General features: G+C 70.2%; 16 protein-coding genes. 10 read left to right on the top strand and 6 right to left on the bottom strand.

All coding sequences use genetic code 11. The annotated features are described in order from the left end of the window. The first annotated feature begins 6 nt into the window (after positions 1-6). Together SZ55_RS13170 and SZ55_RS13165 are read left to right on the top strand one after the other, a co-directional pair. Entirely contained in the window at positions 7-1086 is a 1080-nt protein-coding gene (locus tag SZ55_RS13170; protein WP_044406479.1) for a protein-glutamate methylesterase/protein-glutamine glutaminase, read from the top strand. Positions 1087-1253: 167 nt separating this feature from the next. Next, positions 1254-1895: a response regulator gene (locus tag SZ55_RS13165; RefSeq protein ID WP_044406476.1), complete on the top strand. Its 642-nt coding sequence runs from the start codon at positions 1254-1256 to the stop codon at positions 1893-1895. A gap of 3 nt (positions 1896-1898) precedes the next feature. On the opposite strand, the gene SZ55_RS13160 is transcribed toward SZ55_RS13165, so the two are convergent. Further along, on the bottom strand, positions 1899-2594 hold the full coding sequence (locus SZ55_RS13160; RefSeq protein WP_044406472.1) for a dual specificity protein phosphatase family protein: 696 nt from the start codon (positions 2592-2594) through the stop codon (positions 1899-1901). Between the two features lie 167 nt (positions 2595-2761). Here SZ55_RS13160 and SZ55_RS13155 point away from each other — a divergent pair, with 167 nt between their 5' ends. After that, positions 2762-3013: a hypothetical protein gene (locus SZ55_RS13155; RefSeq protein ID WP_044406468.1), complete on the top strand. Its 252-nt coding sequence runs from the start codon at positions 2762-2764 to the stop codon at positions 3011-3013. Between the two features lie 3 nt (positions 3014-3016). Here the strand turns inward: SZ55_RS13155 and SZ55_RS13150 are convergent, their stop codons facing one another. Next, a complete protein-coding gene (locus SZ55_RS13150; RefSeq protein WP_044406465.1) occupies positions 3017-3421 on the bottom strand; it encodes a hypothetical protein in 405 nt (134 codons plus the stop codon). A 188-nt stretch (positions 3422-3609) separates the two neighbouring features. Here SZ55_RS13150 and SZ55_RS13145 point away from each other — a divergent pair, with 188 nt between their 5' ends. Further along, positions 3610-5982, top strand: coding sequence for a glucose/quinate/shikimate family membrane-bound PQQ-dependent dehydrogenase (locus tag SZ55_RS13145; protein WP_044406464.1), 2373 nt, complete (start codon positions 3610-3612; stop codon positions 5980-5982). 2 nt (positions 5983-5984) lie between these two features. Continuing rightward, a complete protein-coding gene (locus SZ55_RS13140) occupies positions 5985-7106 on the top strand; it encodes a lactonase family protein (protein ID WP_052807596.1) in 1122 nt (373 codons plus the stop codon). On the opposite strand, the gene SZ55_RS13135 is transcribed toward SZ55_RS13140, so the two are convergent. Next, positions 7107-7439, bottom strand: coding sequence for a hypothetical protein (locus SZ55_RS13135; protein WP_044406462.1), 333 nt, complete (start codon positions 7437-7439; stop codon positions 7107-7109). Positions 7440-7589: 150 nt separating this feature from the next. On the opposite strand from SZ55_RS13135, the gene SZ55_RS13130 reads away from it, so the two are divergent. Beyond that, positions 7590-8351, top strand: a complete 762-nt coding sequence (locus tag SZ55_RS13130) for an EAL domain-containing protein (protein ID WP_044406459.1) — start codon at positions 7590-7592, stop codon at positions 8349-8351. 116 nt (positions 8352-8467) lie between these two features. Here SZ55_RS13130 and SZ55_RS13125 read toward each other — a convergent pair whose 3' ends face one another. Genes SZ55_RS13125 through SZ55_RS13115 form a run of 3 tightly spaced genes read right to left on the bottom strand, consistent with a single transcriptional unit; the run spans position 8468 to position 14192 of the window. After that, entirely contained in the window at positions 8468-9880 is a 1413-nt protein-coding gene (locus SZ55_RS13125) for an efflux transporter outer membrane subunit (RefSeq protein ID WP_044406457.1), read from the bottom strand. A gap of 5 nt (positions 9881-9885) precedes the next feature. Continuing rightward, positions 9886-13017: an efflux RND transporter permease subunit gene (locus SZ55_RS13120; RefSeq protein WP_044406455.1), complete on the bottom strand. Its 3132-nt coding sequence runs from the start codon at positions 13015-13017 to the stop codon at positions 9886-9888. Between the two features lie 26 nt (positions 13018-13043). Continuing rightward, entirely contained in the window at positions 13044-14192 is a 1149-nt protein-coding gene (locus SZ55_RS13115; protein ID WP_044406450.1) for a MexC family multidrug efflux RND transporter periplasmic adaptor subunit, read from the bottom strand. 183 nt (positions 14193-14375) lie between these two features. Here SZ55_RS13115 and SZ55_RS13110 point away from each other — a divergent pair, with 183 nt between their 5' ends. From SZ55_RS13110 to treS, 4 genes are all read left to right on the top strand, one after another. Then, on the top strand, positions 14376-14933 hold the full coding sequence (locus SZ55_RS13110; protein ID WP_044406448.1) for a TetR/AcrR family transcriptional regulator: 558 nt from the start codon (positions 14376-14378) through the stop codon (positions 14931-14933). Positions 14934-14991: 58 nt separating this feature from the next. After that, a complete protein-coding gene (locus SZ55_RS13105; RefSeq protein ID WP_044406446.1) occupies positions 14992-16848 on the top strand; it encodes a sensor domain-containing diguanylate cyclase in 1857 nt (618 codons plus the stop codon). Positions 16849-16930: 82 nt separating this feature from the next. Further along, complete coding sequence (locus tag SZ55_RS13100; RefSeq protein WP_044406444.1) at positions 16931-17611, top strand: HAD family hydrolase; 681 nt, start codon at positions 16931-16933, stop codon at positions 17609-17611. Between the two features lie 89 nt (positions 17612-17700). Then, positions 17701-19761 carry a maltose alpha-D-glucosyltransferase gene (gene treS / locus SZ55_RS13095; RefSeq protein ID WP_044406439.1) on the top strand — a complete coding sequence of 687 codons (2061 nt, stop codon included), beginning with the start codon at positions 17701-17703 and terminating at the stop codon, positions 19759-19761. Position 19762: the final 1 nt, after the last annotated feature.

Below are 19762 nucleotides of genomic sequence, written 5' to 3'. Positions count from 1 at the left end.
GCCGCCATGATCAAGGTCTTCATCGTCGATGACTCGGCCCTGGTGCGCCAGGTGCTCACCGCCTGCCTCGACAACCACCCCGGCATCCAGGTGATCGGCCAGGCCGCCGACCCGCTGTTCGCCCTGGACAAGATGCGCAAGCAATGGCCCGACGTGCTGGTGCTGGACGTGGAGATGCCGCGCATGGACGGCATCACCTTCCTGCGCAAGATCATGGCCGAGCGCCCGACCCCGGCGATCATCTGCTCGACGCTGACCGAGAAAGGCGCGGCGGTGACCCTGGACGCCCTCGCCGCCGGTGCCGTGGGGGTGTTCACCAAGGCCCGCCAGGGGCTCAAGGACAGCCTGCAGCAGATGTCCGGCGAGCTGATCCGGCAGATCGAGGCCGCCGCCCGCAGCCACCCGCGCGCCATGCCCAATACCGCCGTGCCGGCCGCCCCTCCCAAGGAGGCGCCCGCCCCCCGTGCCACTGCCCTGTCCACCACCGACCGGGTGGTGGCACTGGGCACCTCCACCGGCGGTACCCAGGCCCTGGAAGTGGTGCTGCGCCAGTTGCCGGTGGACTGCCCGGGAATCGTCATCGTCCAGCACATGCCGGAGAAGTTCACCGCCGCCTTCGCCCAGCGCCTGGACAGCATCTGCGCCATCGACGTGCGCGAGGCAAAACACATGGATCGGGTGCGCCCGGGGCTGGCGCTGGTGGCACCCGGGGGCAAGCACATGCAGCTCAAGCGCAGCGGTGCGCAGTACCTGGTGGAGGTGCTCGACGGCCCGCCGGTGAACCGCCACCGGCCTTCGGTGGACGTGCTGTTCCGCTCGGTGGCGCGCCACGCCGGGCATAACGCCATGGGCGTGATCATGACCGGCATGGGCGACGACGGTGCCCGTGGCCTGCTGGCCATGCGCGAGGCCGGTGCCCGCACCGTGGCCCAGGACGAGGCCAGCTGCGTGGTGTTCGGCATGCCCAAGGAAGCGCTGCGCATGGGCGCGGCCCAGGTGACGGAGCCGCTCGGCCGTCTGTCGGAAGTGATCGTGCAGTACGCCCGCGGCCAGCCCAGCGCCCGCGCTCACGAAGGCGCACGCTAGGGCCTTCCGCTCCCCGGCCATTGATGATGGCCGGTTGCTACCGTTCGTCCGGACCAAAGAGGCGAACTTTTGCGATCGGTGCTACTCCGTAGCTGTACGGCCTGCCCTTTTTCAGGGCGCGCCGCACGTCTGGAGTACCCGTGTCTCGCAATGAGCAAGGAGCGCCCATGACCTGTCGACTGCTATTGGCCGACGACCACGCCCTGATCCGCGTGGGTGTCCGCGCCATGGTCAACGAACTGGAAGGCTATGAAGTCGTCGGCGAAGCGGAGGATGGCGAACAGGCCGTCGCCATGGCCGAGCGGCTGCGACCCGACATCATCCTCCTGGACATCTCCATGCAGGGCCTCGACGGCCTCGAAGCCCTGCAGCGCCTGGGCCACCAGGTGCCGGAATCCCGTGTACTGATGCTCTCGATGCACGCCGAGGCGGAGCTGGTGCTGTCCGCCCTGAAGAAGGGCGCCTGCGGTTACCTGCTCAAGGATGCGGCCATGGCCGAGTTGCACATGGCCCTCAAAGCCGTGGACCGGGGCCAGTGCTACCTGAGTTCCGCCGTGGCGCAACCGGTGATCGAGCAGGCCCTGGCGACCCACGACGAAGTGGACGCCGAGCTGACCCAGCGCCAGGTGGAGATCCTCCGACTGATCTGCCGGGGCGCCTCGACCCGGGCCATCGCCGACGGGCTGGGCCTGAGCGTGAAGACGGTGGAGGCGCACCGGGCGCAGATCATGAAGCGCCTGGACATCCACGACGTGCCCGGGCTGGTCCTCTACGCGGTGCGCAAGGGCATCATCCGCCCGGACGACTGAGGATCACTGGACGGTGGTGGCGTCTTCCCGGGCGAGCCCGAAGGTCTGCCGCCACCACTGCCCCACCTGGCAGGTGGCCAGGGCGCGGGTGCTGCAGGCACCGCTGGAGAGCGCCTGGCGCAAGCCGTCGATGTCGGCGCGGTTCACGTAGGCAATCGCATCTTCCATGTCCATCGGGTCGCCGAAGCCGCCGGCACGCATCTCTTCCAACGCCTGGTCGCGGCTCCAGCCTTGCAGCAGGATGCGGTACATGGCCGCCATCAGCCCGGTGCGGTCACGCCCGTGCTTGCAGTGCATCAGCACCGGGCCACGGCCTTCGGCCTGCTGCACCACGCGCATCACCTGCAGCACGTCGTCATCGCTGACCCGGTCGGCGTGCAGCGGGATGCTCACCCGCTCTACCGGGCTGTCGCCCAGCCATTCGCGGTCGTCGTCCTTGATGAAGCTGATCACCGTGCGCACCCCCAGGCCGTTGAGCTGGGGCAGGTCGCCGCGGCTCGGCAAGGCGCTGCGGTAGAGGGTCGGGGTCATGCGGTAGAGGTTGATCGCCGGGTTCACCGGGGTGGCCCAGGTGGGGCCGGGGATCGGGCTGCCGGGGGTGTCCAGGGATAGCGTACGGGCCTGGGCGGCGGTGACGCAGAGCAGCAGGAGCGCTGCCACGGCGGCGAAGGTGAGGGAGAAGTGGGGGCCTCGGGACATGGGCGCTTCCTCGTTCAGGTCGCCCACAGACTGGCCAATGGGCCGTAAAGCGCCCATCAAAAGATCGTGAAAAAAACGTTGACCCACCTGCGGACCGATGGGTGCCACGGAGGGGGGTGGCTGGTCTAGAATCCCTACGCATAAATCCGACTGCGCCCTATCAGTCCATGGATATACAAAGCCGTACCCAGCTCCTGCGTGCCCTGATCGACCAACTCAGCGAGGAACACCCTCGCGATGCCCGCCACCTCGACGGCGACCCCCAGCGGGTGCTGATCGGCCTGCGCGACCTCAACGAACTCGGCCTGATCTGCGCCCAGCTCGACTGGTCCGAGTCCTGCGATGCCCAGGGCCTTCTGCTGGCCGATGCCCGTGCCATCACCCTCACCCGCCGTGGCGTCGCCTTCCGCCAGGGTTGAGCCCTACTCCACCGCTGACAGCTCGGTGTTGAGCGACATCGAGGTGTAGGGGCGGTCGTCGAAACGCCGGTATTTCTCCAGCCACGCCGCATAGGCCTCGCCATCGCCGGCGTAGCGACCGCTGCTGCGGTAGCGCAGGCCGTCCACCAGGCGCCGCTCGATCACTGCCGGGTGTGCCGGGTGGCGCTGGGTGGTGAACAGGTACACGGTGCCGTCGCGCTCGTTCTTGATGATGGTCACCTGGTTCGACGAGGAGTAACGGATCGCCGGCAGGGTCAGCGCGCGGTTGTAGTCAGCCAGCCACTGCTGCTCGCTGATGGGCGCCGGCAGGCTCGGGGTTGCCTGGGCCTCGGCGGCATTGTCGCCCGCGCCGAACAGCCCCAGCAGGAATGCGAAGATCGTGTCCATGATGAGCCCCTCGTGAGGTCCTTAACTGGGTGAGAGGCGCCGCGCCCTCCCCGGTTCAGTAAATATATCGGCCAATCCCTGCAAGGCCCCATCCGGTCAACGGGCCTGAACCAATCCCGCCCCCGGGGTTCGATCTTTCATCACCGCCCGGTAGCCAGGCCGGGTCCCGTCGATGAACCGGAGGCCCCATGCACACCCCCCATGCTCGCAATGCCCTGTTCCCTCGTATTCTGGGCGTCGCCCTGCTGGCCATGGCCATTGCGCTGGTGGTGGGTGGCGGCCAGCTCATCGGCCTCGGCGGCTCCTGGTACTACCTGCTGGCCGGACTCGGCGTGGGCGCCAGCGCCCTGCTGCTGCTCACCCATCGTGGCCAGGCGCTGCTGGTATTCGCCGCGGTGCTGGCGGGCTCCACTGTATGGGCCTGGTGGGAAGTGCGTCTTGACTGGTGGCAACTGGTGCCGCGCCTGGCGCTGTGGTTCGTCGTCGGCCTGGTGCTCTGGCTGCCCTGGGTGCGCAACAACCTGTCGGATGCCGGGCGCCTGCCGGCCAACGCCCTGCTGGTGGCCCTGGTGCTGGCCGGAGGCACGGCGCTGGCCGCGCAATTCACCGAGCCGCATCGCTTCCCCGGCATGATCGACCGCGCGGCACCGGCCAGCGCCCCGGCGTCGCCGCCTGCCCAGCCCGCCGGAGACTGGCAGGCCTACGGGCGCAGCAACGCCGGCGACCGATATTCGCCCCTGGACCAGATCACCCCGGAGAACGTCGACCAGCTGGAGCTGGCCTGGAGCTACCGCACCGGCGACCTGCCCGGCCCCGACGACCCGCAGGAGACCACCGCCGAGAACACCCCGCTGAAGGCCAACGGCCTGCTCTACGTGTGTACGCCCCACAGCCAGGTGATCGCGCTCGACCCGGACAGCGGCCGGGAGATCTGGCGCTTCGATCCGAAGATCAGCACCCAGGACGCCGACAGCTTCAAGGGCTGGGCCCACATGACCTGCCGCGGCGTCGCCTACCACCAGCAGGACACCCCCAGCAGCGGCCAGCGCTGCGAACGCCGGCTGTTCCTGCCCACCGCCGACACCCGCCTGATGGCCCTGGACGCCGACGACGGCAAGCCCTGCGAGGCGTTCGGCGACAAGGGCTCCATCGACCTCACCCGAGGCATCGGCCGCTTCACCCCCGGCGGCTACTACTCCACCTCGCCGCCCGGCGTCAGCCGCAACCTGGTGATCATCGGCGGGCACGTGACCGACAACGTCTCCGAGGACGAACCCTCTGGCGTGATCCGCGCCTACGACGTGCGCGACGGCCACCTGGTGTGGAACTGGGACCCGGGCCGCCCCGACGACACCGCGCCGCTGGCCGAGGGCCGCACCTACACCCGCAACTCGCCGAACATGTGGTCGGTCATGAGCCTGGACGAGGAGCTGGGCCTGCTCTACCTGCCCATGGGCAACCAGACGCCGGACCAGTGGGGCGGCCGCCGCACCCCGGCCTCCGAGACCTACAGCGCCGGCGTCACCGCCCTGGAGATCGCCACCGGCAAGGTGCGCTGGACCTTCCAGATGACCCACCACGATCTCTGGGACATGGACGTCGGCGGCCAACCGACCCTGGTGGACCTGCCGGGGCAGAAGCCCGGCGACGCCCCGCGCCCGGCGCTGATCGCCTCCACCAAGCAGGGCAGCCTCTACGTGCTCGACCGACGCACCGGCCAGCCCATCGTCCCGGTGAAGGAAACCCCGGTGCCCCAGGGCGCCGCCAAGGGCGACTTCACTGCCCCCACCCAGCCCATGTCGGCCCTCAACCTGATGCCGCCGCCCCTGCGCGAGCGGGACATGTGGGGCGGCACCCCGTTCGACCAGATGCTCTGCCGCATCCAGTTCCGCTCCCTGCGCTACGAGGGCATCTACACCCCGCCCTCCGAGCAGGGCAGCCTGGTCTATCCGGGCAATTTCGGCGTGTTCGACTGGGGCGGGATCGCCGTCGACCCGGTGCGCCAGGTCGCCTTCCTCAACCCCAACTACATGGCCTTCACTTCCCGGCTGATCCCCGCCGAGCACGCCCGGGACGAGCCGGCGCGCAAGAGCGAGATCGAAGGCGTGCAACCCAACACCGGCGCGCCCTTCGGCGCCGTGCTGGCGCCCCTGCTCTCGCCCCTCGGCCTGCCCTGCCAGAGCCCGCCCTGGGGCTATGTGGCCGGGCTGGACCTGACCACCCTGGAGATCGCCTGGAAGCACAAGAACGGCACCGTGCGCGACAGCTCCCCGCTGCCGTTGCCCTTGCCCATGGGCGTGCCCAGCCTGGGCGGGCCCATCGTCACCGCCGGGGGCGTCGCCTTCCTTGCCGGCACCCTCGACCAGTACCTGCGGGCCTACGACCTGCGCACCGGGGAGCAGCTGTGGCAAGGCCGCCTGCCCGCCGGCGGCCAGGCCACCCCCATGACCTACACCGGCAAGGACGGACGCCAGTACGTGCTGGTGGTGGCCGGCGGCCACGGCTCGCTGCACACCCGCCAGGGCGACTACGTGCTGGCCTTCGCCCTGCCCCGGCATTGACCATGGGGCGCCTGCTCGGCCTCGCGGCCCTGGCCTTGCTCACGGGCTGCACGCTACGGCCGCATGCTCCGCTGCAACTCGTGGTGGGCTGCAGCGGCCCCACCTGCCCGGGCCTGCTGCGCTATGCCTTCGATCCCCAGTCGGGTCGCCTGGAGGCGAGCCCGGCGCAGCGCCTGCCCCTGGCCAATGCCACCTGGCTGGTGGTCGACCCTGGCCGGCCCCTGCTGTTCGCCGTCGACGAGCAGCCCCAGGGGCGCGTGAGCAGCCTGGGCATCGGCGCCCGGAACGAGCTGACGGTGCTCGACAGCGTGGACAGTGGCGGCGCCGAGCCCACCTACGCCAGCCTCAGCGAGGATGGCCGTGCCCTGTTCGTCGCCCACTACGCCACCGAGCCCCGGCCCGGCGGCAGCCTGTCGTTGCTGCCGGTATCGGATGAGGGTCGCCTGGGCCCGGTGCGACAGCGCTGGCACCAGCCCTTCGAGCAACCGGGCTCGCTGCGACAGGGTTCCTCGCACCTGCACGCCGCCGTAGCCATCGACCGGCAGCTGCTGGTCACCGACCTGGGGGCGGACCGGGTGTATGCCTTCGACTACCGAAGCACTGCGAAGGGCCCGACGCTGACGCCTGCCGATCCCCCCTACCTGGCCGTACCGACGGGCAGCGGCCCACGCCACCTGGTGTTCGACGCCCGTGGCCGGCACGGCTACCTCAGCCTGGAACTCGGCAACCAGGTCGCCCTGCTGGAGCGCCAGGGCACACGGCTCACCTACCGTGGGCAGGTGGACCTCGACCCCGCACCGGCTGCCGGCGACAACCGCCTGGGGGCCCTGCACCTGTCGCAGGATGGGCGCTTCCTCTACGTGGCCCGGCGCGGGGTGCACAACCAGATCGTGGCCTACCGGGTGCGCAAGGATGGCGGCCTGGCCGAGCTCCAGCGCCACGACAGCGGCGGCGAAGAGCCGAGGGAGTTCACCCTCTCCCCCGACGGACGCTTCCTGCTGGTGGCCAACCAGCGCAGCGACCGCATCACCGTCCTGCGCCGCGACCCGGCCGGCGGCGGCCTGCAGGAGGTGGTGCAGCAGCTGCAGACACCGGCGCCGGCCACCTTGCGCTTCCTGCCCTGATCAGGCAGCGCGGGCCACGCTGCCGCACAGCTGGGCACAGGCCTCGCAGGCATCGGCACAGGCCAGGCACCAATCCGGGTCATGGCGCTGGCACTCCTGGGCGCAGAGCCGGCACAGCGTCGCGCAGAAGTGGCCGAACGGCGCCGCCTGGGGGCTCTCCGCCGCCACCAGCTCGGTCATCACCAGGCAGGTGTCCGCGCATTCGCGGCCCAGTTCGACGCAGCGTTCGAGGTCCTCGCCGCTTTCGTCCAGGCGACTTTCGCTGACCAGCCGGGAACAGGCCTCGATGCAGGCCCGGCAGGCTTCAAGACAGGCTTCGCGTGGTGTTTCCATGGGCATTCTCCTGGGTTCGATACAGGTTCGGTGCCTGCAACACTCCCGGGTTCCCGTCGGCCGACCGGCTGTCACGCCACGCAGGGCCAGGGACGTCTAGCATTCAGGCGTGATGGGATTCACACTTCGCTTCCCTTCTGGAGAGCCTGCATGGACACCCCGACCGACCGCCCAAGCCCCTGCGCCCACTGCCGTGACGGCAACGCACTCGACTTCGACTTCAGCATAGCGTTCCAGCCCATCGTGGACCTGCGCGACGGCAGCCTGTTCGCCTACGAAGCCCTGGTGCGCGGGCTCGACGGCCAGGGCGCGGGCAGCGTGCTGGAGCGGGTCACCGACGCCAATCGCTACGCCTTCGACCAGGCCTGCCGGGTGAAGGCGGTGGAGCTGGCCGCGCGCCTGGACGTGCCCTGCTTCGTCAGCATCAACTTCCTGCCCAATGCCGTTTACCAGGCTGCCACCTGCATCCGCGCCACCCTTGAGGCCGCACGCCGCTTCGGCTTCCCCACCAGCCGGCTGATCTTCGAGATCACCGAGGGCGAGGAGCTGGTGGACAAGGCCCACCTGAAAAGCATCATCGCCGAGTACCGCAAACAGGGCTTCAAGACCGCCATCGACGACTTCGGCGCCGGCTATTCCGGCCTCAACCTGCTGGCCGAATTCCAGCCGGACATCATCAAGCTGGACATGGCGCTGATCCGCAACATCGACCAGGACCCGGTACGCGAGGCCATCGTCCGGGGCATTCTCGGCGTCTGCCAGGCACTGTCCATCGAGGTCATCGCCGAGGGGGTGGAGACCGACGAGGAGCTGGCCAAGCTCCGGGCGTTGGGTGTTCACCTCTACCAGGGCTTCCTGTTCGCCCGACCAGCGTTCGAGCAGTTGCCGGAGGTGAGGTGGCCGGCGGCCTGACCCCCTGCGCAAAAAAAAGCGCCCCGTAGGGCGCTGGAAGGCCACACGGCGAAAGGAGCCTCGCCGGTGGGGTCGTCGAACCCACCCGGGAGGGCGTGGGCAGGTTCGGCAAGGGCTCATCGCACCACCGGCGTTTCCTCCGACCAACTGCCCCCCAGGGCACGGAACAGGTCCACCAGGGCCAGTTGCCGCTGGGTGCGGGTTTCGATCAGGGCCAGTTCGTTGCCGAAGCTGGTGCGCTCGGCGTCCAGGTAGCGCAGGTGGCTGTCCACCCCGCCCTCGTAGCGCGCACGGGCCAGCTTGAGGGTTTCCCGGCTGGTGTCGGCCAGGGCGCTGCGGGCGGCCTCTTCGCGGCGCAGGGTGTCGTTGGCGGCCAGGGCGTCGGCCACTTCGCGGAATGCCACCTGCACGCTGGCCTCGTAGGCGGCCACGGCTGACTCCTTGCGCACCTCGGCCAGGTCGAGGTTGGCGCGGTTGCGGCCGGCGTCGAACAGCGGCAGCGTCAGGGTCGGCACGAAGCTCCAGCTGCGCGAGCCGCCGTCGAACAGGCCGGACAGCTCGGCGCTGGAGGTGCCGAGGCTGCCGGTGAGGCTGATGCGCGGGAAGAACGCCGCCCGCGCGGCACCGATGTCGGCATTGCGCGCCTTGAGGCGGTGCTCGGCAGCGAGGATGTCGGGGCGGCGCTCGATCAGCGCAGATGGCGTGCCGGGGGCGATGTCCTGCAGCACCCGGGCGGCCTCCGGCAGCGGCTCGGGGACGTCCCGGACGGCCTCGGCGGTGCCCAGCAGCAGCACCAGGGCATTGAAGGCCTGGCGCCGTTCGCGCTCGATGCGCTCCAGCTCGGCATTGGACTGCTCCACCAGGCCCCGGGCCTCCTGATAGTCCAGGGCGGTGGCGGTGCCGGCCTGGCGCCGCCGCTCGGTCAGGGCGAAGGAGGCCTCGCGGCTGGCCAGGGTCCGCCGGGTCAGCTCCAGCCGGCGCACCGCACCGTCATAGGTGAGGTAGGCCTGGGACACCTCGGCCACCAGCGCCACCCGTGCAGCGCGGCCGGCGGCTTCGGTGGCGAGGTACTGCTCCAGCGCCGATTCGCTGAGGCTGGCGACCCGGCCGAACAGGTCCAGCTCGTACTCCGGCACCGCCAGGCCCACCTGGTAGCTGTGGCTGACCGATGAAGTGCCACTGCTGGAAAGATCCCCCGGCACCCGCTGGCGATTGCCCGAGGCCGTGGCGCCCAGGCCGGGCACCCGGTCGGCGCGCTGGATGCGGTACTGGGCGCGAGCCTGCTCGATGTCCAGCAGGGTCTGGCGCAGCGAGCGGTTGTTGTGCAGGGCGATGCCCACCAGGCGACGCAGTTCGGGGTCGGTGATGAAGCCCTGGCCGTCCACCCGCTCCACGGTGGACGGGGACGCCGTGGCACCGCTCCAGGCGCCCGCCACCGGCGCCTCGGGGCGCTGGTAGCTGGGTGCGAGGGAGCAGCCGCCCAGGGCGAGGGCCAGCAGGGTCGATGCGATGAAAACGGGGGTACGCACGGCAATCACTCCTGGGCCGGGACGGGTTGGGCAACGGGTGCCGGCCGGCTGCGCAGCAGCGACAGCACCCAGACGAAGCAGACGGGCACGAACACCACCCCCAGCAGCGTGGCGCCGAGCATGCCGCCGATCACGCCGGTGCCGATGGCGCGCTGGCTCGCGGCCCCGGCGCCGGTGGCCAGGGTCAGCGGCACCACGCCGAGGATGAACGCCAGGGAGGTCATGACGATGGGCCGGAAGCGCAGGCGCGCGGCTTCGATGGCCGCCTCGCCCAGGCTGCGGCCCTGCTCCCACAGTTCCTTGGCGAACTCGACGATGAGGATCGCGTTCTTCGCCGCGAGGCCGATGATGGTGATCAGCCCCACCTTGAAATACACGTCGTTGGCCAGGCCGGCGACGATCACCGCCAGCACCGCGCCCAGGGCGCCGATGGGCACGATGAGCATCACCGTGAAGGGGATCGACCAGCTCTCGTACAGCGCCACCAGCAGCAGGAACACCACCAGGATGGCGAGGGCGAACAGCTGGGTCGCCTGGCCGCTGGCGACCTGCTCCTGGTAGGAGAGCCCGGTCCACTGGTAGCCGATGCCCTCGGGCAGGCGCGAAGCCAGGCGCTCCATCTCGGCCATGGCCTCGCCGGAGCTGACGCCGTACATGGCGTCGCCGGCGATGCGGATGCTGGGGTAGCCGTTGTAGCGCACGATCTGCACCGGCCCCTCTTCCCAGCGCGGGGTGACGAAGGTGGCCAGCGGCACCTGCTCGCCCCGGTCGTTGGGGACGAACAGGCGCAGCACGCTTTCCGGGGTCATCCGCGCGCCCTGCTCCGCCTGCACCACCACGCGTTGCTGGCGACCGCTGTTGGAGAAGTCGTTGATCACCGCCGAACCGAAGGCGGTGGACAGGGTGCTGTTGATCGCCTCGAAGCTGACCCCGTGGGCGCGGGCCTTCTCGCGGTCGATGTCCAGGCGCAGCTGGGGCGCCTCGGCCAGGCCTTCCATCATTGCGTAGAGGATCTTGGGGTTGCCGTAGGCTTCGCCGAGCAACTGGTCACGGGCGGCCAGCAGGGCCTCGCGGCCGAGGCCGGCGCGGTCCTGCAGGCGCAGGGCGAAACCGCCGGAGTTGCCCAGGCCGTCGATGGGCGGCGGCATCACCGCCATGACGCTGCCGTCCTCGGGGGCGGCGAAACGGGCGTTGACGGCGGCGGTCTCCGCCTCGGCGGACTGCTCGGACCCGCGCTGGGACCAGTCCTTGAAGGTGGGGAATGCCAGCGCGGCGTTCTCCCCCTGGCCAGAGAAGCTGAAGCCCATCACCAGGAAGCTGTTGGCAATCGCCTCGCGGGACTGCAGGAAGGCCTCCAGTTGTTGGGCGGTGGCGTCGGTACGGGCGCGGGTGGCCCCCGGAGGCAGCTGCACGTCGACGATGTTGTAGCCCAGGTCCTCTGCCGGCACGAAGGCCTCCGGCAGGCGCACATAGCTGTAGCCGAGCACGGCGACGAGGCCGAGGTAGACCAGCATGAAGCGGCCCGCACGGCGCACCAGCCGGTGGTTGAGCAGCGTGTAGCGCTCGGTGAGCGCGGTGAAGAAGCGATTGAAGGCGCCGAAGAAACCGCGCTTCTCGTGGTGACCACCTTCGATGGGCTTGAGCAGCGTGGCGCACAACGCCGGGGTGAAGGTCAGCGCCAGGAAGCCGGAGAAGAGGATCGACACCGCCAGCGAGAGGGAGAACTGCTGGTAGATCACCCCCACCGAGCCCCCCATGAAGGCCAGGGGCAGGAACACCGCCGCCAGCACCAGGGTGATGCCGACGATGGCGCCGGACACCTGCTGCATCGCCTTCACCGTGGCCGCCACCGGGGGCAGGCCTTCCTCGGCCATGATCCGCTCGACGTTCTCCACCACCACGATGGCGTCGTCCACCAGGATGCCGATGGCCAGCACCATGCCGAACATGGTCATCATGTTCACCGAGAACCCCAGCCCGTACATGATCGCCAGGGTGCCCAGCAGGCACACCGGCACCACGATGGACGGGATCAGCGTGTAGCGCACGTTCTGCAAGAACAGGAACATCACCAGGAACACCAGCACCATGGCTTCCAGCAGGGTGTGGATCACCTTCTCGATGGCCACGTCGACGAAGCGCGAGGTGTCGTAGGGCACCGAATACTCGACGTCATCGGGGAAGTTCGCCGAGAGCTCGGCCAGCCGCTGCCTGACGGCCTCGGCGGTCTGGATGGCGTTGGCGCCCGGGGCCAGCTGGATGGCGCCGGCCACCGCCGGCTTGCCGTTCAGGCGCGCGGCGAAGTTGTAGTTCTCGCTGCCCACCTCGATCCGCGCGACGTCCGCCAGGGTGACGCGGGAGCCGTCGGCGTTGGCCCGCAGCACGATGCGCCCGAAGGCCTGGGGATCGTCCAGGGTGCCCTTCACCGCCAGGGTGGCGGTCAGCTCCTGCTCGCTGCTGCCCGGGGAGCTTCCGAAGGCGCCTGCCGGCACCTGCACGTTCTGCCCACGGATGGCGCTGCCGACGTCGTCGATGGAGAGCCCGTAGCCCACCAGCTTCTGCGGGTCGACCCAGACCCGCATGGCGGCCTCGGAGGAGAAGAACTGCAGCTTGCCCACCCCGGGCACCCGGCGCAGTTCGTTATTGATGTGGCGCGCGGCGTAGTCGCCCAGCGCCGTGGTGTCGGCATGCTCGGTACCGGGCTTGTAGTTCAGCGCGTAGATCAGCAGGAAGCCGGCACTGGCCTGCTCCACCTGCACACCCTGGGTGAGCACCGCCTGGGGCAGGCGCGCCTCGGCCTTCTTCAGGCGGTTCTGCACGTCCACCTGGGCCAGCTGCGGGTCAGTGCCCGGCTGGAAGGTCACCGTCACCTCGGCGCTGCCGTTGGAGTTGCTGGTGGACTCGAAGTACAGCAGGCCCCTGGCGCCGTTGAGCTCCTCTTCGATCACGCTGGTGACCGAGTCCACCAGCACCTGGGCGGAAGCCCCCGGGTAGGTGGCGCCGATGGAGATCTGTGGCGGCGCGACGCTGGGGTACTGCGCCACCGGCAGGGCCGGGATGGCCAGCAGGCCGGCCAGGGAGATGAACAGTGCCACCACCCAGGCGAACTTGGGCCGATTGATGAAGAACTGCGACATTCAATGATCCTCGCGACGGCCGGCGCTCACTGGCGCGCCGCCTGTTGGTCCGCGGCCGGGCGCACCACCACGCCGGCCCCCGGTTGCAGGCCGGCCAGCCCGCTGACGATGACCTGGTCCCCCGGCTGCAGGCCGTGCAGCACCTGCCAGCGGGCGCCCTGCATCACGCCGGTTTCCACCGCGCGGGCCTCGGCACGGCCGTCGCTGCCGACGACCAGCACCTGGGCGACGCCGTCCGCGCCACGCTGCACCGCACGCTGCGGCACCAGCAGCGCCTTGCGGTCGATGCCCTGAGGGGCCAGCACGCGCACGTACATGCCCGGCAGCAGCAGCTTGCCGGGGTTGGCGAAGCGCCCGCGCAGGGCCACCTGGCCGGTGCCGGGGTCCACCGACACATCGGTGAACAGCCACTCGCCGGTGGCCTCGTGGTCGGTGCCCTCCACCCGCAGGCTCAGGGGCAGGTCGCCGCTGCCGTCGAGGCCGCCGGCCTTGAGCGACTCGCGCAGGCGCAGCACCTCGGCAGCGGGCTGGGTGAAGTCGACGTAGACCGGGTCCAGTTGCTGGATGCGCGCCATCAGGGTGGCGTCGCCCTGCCCCACCAGCGCGCCTTCGGTGACCAGCGCACGGCCGATACGCCCGGAGATGGGCGCCGTCACCGAGGCGTAGCCCAGGTTCAGCCGCGCGGTCTCGACGTCGGCGCGGGCCGAGCGGGTCGCCGCCTCGGCGCTGCGCAGGTCGGCGGTGGCGCTGTCGTAGTCCTGGCGGCTGACCGCCTCGATCTTCACCAGCGGCTCGTAGCGGCGAACCCGCGCACGGGCTTCGTACAGCGTCGCCTCGGCCCGGGCCAGCTCGCCTTCGGCACGTGCCAGGGCAGCCTTCAGCGGGGCCGGGTCGATCTGGAACAGCAGGTCGCCGGCCTTGACGTCGGCGCCTTCCTCGAAGCGCTTCTGCACCACGATGCCGGCCACCCGCGCCCGCACCTCGGCCACCCGCACCGGCTCGACGCGCCCGGGCAGCTCGGCGACCCGGGCCAGGGGCTCGGCCCGTACCAACACGGTCTGCACCTCGCGCGGCGGCATCTCGCCCACCGCGGCCTCGCCCGCCTGTTCACACCCGGCGAGCATCACGCCCGCCACCACCAGGGAAAGGATTCCCGTACCGCGCCACCTGCCCATGCTTCACCTGCACCTTGGCCTTGAACCTTGAAGGGCGCGAATAATCCTACCAAAAACCAAATGAGTCAATTTTGTCTCACTGGAGACTTTGTTAAACAAAATTGCACAGTGCCATTGAGGATTGGGACTTTTCCTGCACAATGGCGCCCTCCCTGTCCGTTGAATCGAGCCCGAGGACATGCCATGCCGCAGCCCCACCAAGACGAACGCCTGCTCAAGGCCCTCGCCGTGGCCTTCGTGGACCGACCACGCGCCACCCTCAAGGACCTGGCCGAGGCCGCCGGGGTCAGCAAGGCCACCCTGCACCGCTTCTGCGGCACCCGGGACAACCTGGAAGAGATGCTGATGAGCTACGGCGCCGAGGTGCTGCACCAGATCATTTCCGAGCCGGCCCTGCAGCAGGGCGACCCGCTGACGGGCCTGCGCACGCTGATCCGCGAGCACCTGGCGAACCGCGAGATGCTGGTGTTCCTGATGTTCCAGTACCGCCCCGAGACCCTGCATTCGGAGCTCGAGGCGAGCCGCTGGCAGCCCTATGTGGATGCGCTGGATGCCTTCTTCCTGCGCGGTCAGCAGGACGGCCTGCTGCGCATCGACACCCCTGCACCGGTGATGACGGAACTGTTCATCTCGCTGATCTACGGCATCGCCGACGCCGAGCGCCGGGGGCGCGCCGCGCCGGCCCAGTCGGCACTGGCCGTCGAGCAGTTCTTCCTCCAGGGCGCGGCCCGGGCTTCATGAACAGGTGCCGGGTGACGCTCTACTAGGCTGTAGCAAGGCCAAGCGACCCCGGATCCCCATGAGCAACGTTCAACACGAAGCCGAACGCCTCCAGCTGCTGCGCAGCCTGGAAATCCTCGACACACCGCCTGAGCAGGTGTTCGACCGCATCACCCGCGTGCTGGCCAGCACCCTGGGGGTACCCATCGCCCTGGTGTCCCTGGTGGACGAGCACCGCCAGTGGTTCAAGTCCCGGGTGGGGCTGGACGTGCAGGAGACGCCGCGCGACGCCGCCTTCTGCGTCCACGCCATCGGCGGCAGCGGAACCCTGGTGGTGGAGGACGCCCGCACCGACGCCCGCTTCCGCGACAACCCCATGGTTGTCGGCGCCCCTCACATCCGCTTCTACGCCGGCACGCCGATCCGCACCCGCGACGGCTTCGCCCTGGGCACCCTGTGTGCCATCGACGACCGCCCCCGGCAGCTCACCGACGAACAGCGCCGGGTGCTGGAAGACCTGGGGGCCCTGGTCGCCCGCGAATTCCACCTGCGCGAGGCGGCCCTCGACTCGCGACGCCTGGCCCGGGAGGCCGAAGGCCGCTTCGAGATGCTCTTCGAGCGCGTCGGCTCCGGCCTCGCCGTGGTCAGCCCCGAAGGCCGCTGGCTGCGGGTCAACCAGGCGCTGGTCGATGTGCTCGGCTACAGCCGCGAGGAGCTGGCCGGCATGAGCTTCGCCGACGTCACCGTGCCCGAGGACCTGGATGCCGACCTGGCCCAGGTGGAGCGGCTGATCCGTGGCGAGATCGACCGCTACGAGCTGGAGAAGCGCTACGTGCGCAAGGATGGTCGGCACATCTGGGTGAGCATCACCGTGACCAAGCAGCTCGACCGCCGTGGCGCCCTGGAGCACTTCCTCGCGGTGATCAACGACATCGATGCACGCAAGCACACCGAAGCCCACCTGGCGGAGCTGCAACGCACCCTGGAACAGCGCGTCCACGAGCGCACCCAGGCCCTGGCGGAGCGCGAGATGGAACTGCGCGCAGTGCTGGAGCACACCCAGGACGCCTACGTGGCGATGGACAGCGAGGGCTGCATCAGCGCCTGGAACCGCGCCGCCGAGGCGCTGTTCGGCTGGACCCGGGACGAAGCCATCGGCCAGGCCTTGCACGACCTGCTCATTCCCGAGCCCATGCGCCAGGCGCACCTCGACGGCCTGCGCCATTACCTGCGCACCGGCGAGCACCAGGTGCTGGGCCGGCGCATCGAATTGGACGCCCTGCACAAGGACGGCCGCCTGATGCCCCTGGAGGTTCACATCGACGCCCTGCGGGCCGGCGGCAAGGTGCTGTTCAACGCCTTCCTCCACGAGATCAGCCAGCGCAAGCAGCGCGAAGCCCGCCTGCGCCGCGAGGCCCTGCAGGACCCGCTCACCGGCCTGCCCAACCGCCGCGCGTTGTACGACCACCTGCCGACGCTGATGGAACGTGCCGATCGCCATGGCGAAGCCTTCGCCCTGATGTTCCTCGACCTGGATGGCTTCAAGCAGGTCAACGATGCCCTCGGCCACGACGCCGGCGATGCGCTGCTGCGCGAGGTGGCCCGCCGCCTGCGCGCCAGCCTGCGCAGCGCCGACCAGGTCTACCGCCTGGCCGGCGACGAGTTCACCCTGCTGGTCCACCCCCTGGGCGACCGCCCGGCGGTGCACGCCGTGGCGGAGAAGGTGCTGGCCGCCATCCGTACGCCCTACCAGCTGGAGGGCCGGAGCGCCGAAGTGCAGGTGAGCATCGGCGTGGCGCTGTTCCGCCCCGGCGACGGGCGCAGCCACGCCCAGCTGATCAAGGACGCCGACGCGGCGATGTACCAGGCCAAGCAACAGGGGCGCGACCGCTACCGCATCGCCAAGGCCGACCAAGCCTGGGCCAGCGGCACCTAGCCGCGCGAAACCAGGCGACAGCACCACGCGGATCGTTCAGCATGCGGGCTCCCTCCACGGCACCGACACAGGAGACTCGCCGATGGACCCGACCCGCATCGCCGGCTTCCTGCTGGACCTCGACGGCACCCTGGTGGACACCGAGACCCTCAACCTCGCCTGTTCCCTGCACGCCCTCGAATCCCTGGGCCTGCCGGACGCCGCACAGCTGTGCGAAGGCCTGGTGGGCATCGACTGGCCGGCCTACCGCCAGCGCCTGTTCGACCACTACGGCGCCGACTTCCCGCTGAACGACTTCGGCGCCGCCTACCTGCGCCACAAGACCCTCATGCTGCAGGACGGCCTGCCGCTCAAGCCCGGCGTCGTCCCCCTGCTCAGTGCCATGCGCGAAAGCGGCCGGCCGATGGCCATCGCCACCTCCTCCCACCGCCGCTCGGCCCACGAGCACCTGGCCCTGGGCGGCATCGACGGCTTCTTCGACGTGGTGGTGACCCGCGACGACGTCGACCTGGGCAAGCCCGACCCGGCGCTGTACCTGCTGGCGGCCCAGCGCGTGGGCCTGGCCCCGGCGGACTGCCTGGCGGTGGAGGACTCCATCCCCGGCGTGGCCGCCGCCCATGCCGCCGGTGTGCCGACGCTGATGGTGCCGGACATGACCCAGCCCCCCGAAGACACCCGGCGCCGTTGCCTGGCCGTGCTGCCCGACCTGCACGCGGTGCTCGACCTGCTGCGCCGCGAAGGCGTGCTGGGCGGAGCCGGCTGACGCGTCGCAAGGTGAACGAAGCTCCACTCCCTGCGCTCTGAACTGGAGGACGCCGCGATCGGCGCGGCGCACCGGTCCGGAGGAGCGCCATGCACGACCCCGAGTACCTCGACTGGCTGAGCCAGCGCTCGATGCTGGAAAGCGCGCGCCAGCGAGCCCGTCTCTACGCCGGCCAGCCACGCCTGTGGCAGCAGCCCTACGCCCTCACCCGCCCCCGCAGCGTCACCGCCGTGGCTTCGGTGTGGTTCACCGCCTACCCCGCCTCGATCATCGCCCCCGATGGCATGAGCGTGCTCCAGGCCCTGGCAGACGAACGCCTGTGGAGCGCCCTCTCGGAACTGGGGGTGCAGGGCATCCACACCGGCCCGCTGAAGCGTGCCGGCGGCCTCTCGGGCCGCGACTACACCCCGACGGTGGACGGCAACTTCGACCGCATCGGCCTGGACATCGACCCGCGCTACGGCAACGACGAGCAGCAGGTGCACCTCAGCCGGGTGGCCGCCGCGCACAACGCCGTGACCATCGACGACTGCATCCCCGCCCACACCGGCAAGGGTGCCGACTTCCGCCTGGCAGAGCGCGCCGTGGGCGACTACCCCGGCCTCTACCACATGGTGGAGATCCCTGAGCAGGACTGGGCCCTGCTGCCGGACGTGCCGGAAGGCCGCGACGCGGTCAACCTCTCGCCGGACGCGGTGGACGCCCTGCGCGAGCGCCACTACATCGTCGGCCAGCTGCAGCGGGTGATCTTCTTCGAACCCGGGGTCAAGGAAACCGACTGGAGCGCCACGCCGCCGGTGGAGGGCGCGGACGGCAGGCGTCGGCGCTGGGTCTACCTGCACTACTTCAAGGCCGGCCAGCCCTCGCTGAACTGGCTGGACCCGAGCTTCGCAGCCCAGCAGCTGATCATCGGCGACGCCCTGCACTCCATCGACGTGCTCGGCGCGCGGGTGCTGCGCCTCGACGCCAACGGCTTCCTCGGCGTGGAGCGCCGCGCCCAGGGCACCGCCTGGTCGGAGAGCCACCCGCTGTCGATCACTGCCAACCAGTTGCTCGGCGGGATGATCCGCAAGGCCGGGGCCTTCAGCTTCCAGGAGCTGAACCTGACCCTGGACGACATCGCCGCCATGTCCCGCGGCGGCGCCGACCTCTCCTACGACTTCATCACCCGCCCGGCGGCCCAGCACGCGCTGCTGACCGGCGACACCGAGTTCCTGCGGCTGATGCTGCAGCAGATGCACGCCTACCAGATCGACCCGGCCTCGCTGATCCACGCCCTGCAGAACCACGACGAGCTGACCCTGGAGCTGGTGCACTTCTGGACCCTGCACGCCACCGACACCTACCAGTACAAGGGCCAGAGCCTTTCCGGGGCGCTGCTGCGCGAGCAGGTACGCGGCGAGATGTACGAGCGCCTGGCGGGGCCGGAGGCCCCCTACAACCTCAAGTTCGTCACCAACGGCGTGGCCTGCACCACCGTCAGCCTGATCACCGCCGCCCTGGGCCTGCGTGACCTGGAGGCGCTGACGGCGGAGGACATCGACCGCATCCGCCGGCTGCACCTGCTGCTGCTGATGTTCAACGCGCTGCAGCCGGGGATCGTCGCGCTGTCCGGCTGGGACCTGGTGGGCGCCCTGCCCCTGGCCGCCGAGCAGGTCGCGCCGCTGATGGCCGATGGCGACACCCGCTGGATCCATCGTGGTGCCTACGACCTGGCCGACCTGGCGCCGGACGTGGACCGCTCCACCGAAGGCCTGCCCCGGGCGCGCAGCCTCTACGGCAGCCTGGTGACGCAGCTGCGCGACCCGGACTCCTTCGCCGCCCAGGCCCGCCGGCTGCTGGCCGTGCGCCGCGCCTACGGCATCGCCTCCAGCCACCAGCGCCCGCTGCCGGAAACCCGCCATCCGGGGCTGCTGGTGATGGTCCATGACCTGCCTGCCGGGCGTGGCACCCAGATCACCGCACTGAACTTCAGCGGCGAACCGCTCAGCGAAGTGCTGACCCTGGCGGACGTGCCGCCGGGGCCGGTGGTGAACATCCTGGATGAGCGCCTGGAGGGCGACCTGTCGGAACGGGGGGAGCTGCTGATCGAGCTGGAAGCCTACGAGGGGCGCGCCCTGCGCATCGCCACCAACGCGCCGATGCTCTAGC

Source organism: Pseudomonas sp. FeS53a, assembly GCF_000931385.1.
GTDB classification, from domain to species: domain Bacteria; phylum Pseudomonadota; class Gammaproteobacteria; order Pseudomonadales; family Pseudomonadaceae; genus Metapseudomonas; species Metapseudomonas otitidis.
The sequence above is the reverse complement of the archived record's forward strand: the minus strand, read 5'-3'. Positions and strand labels throughout refer to the sequence as shown.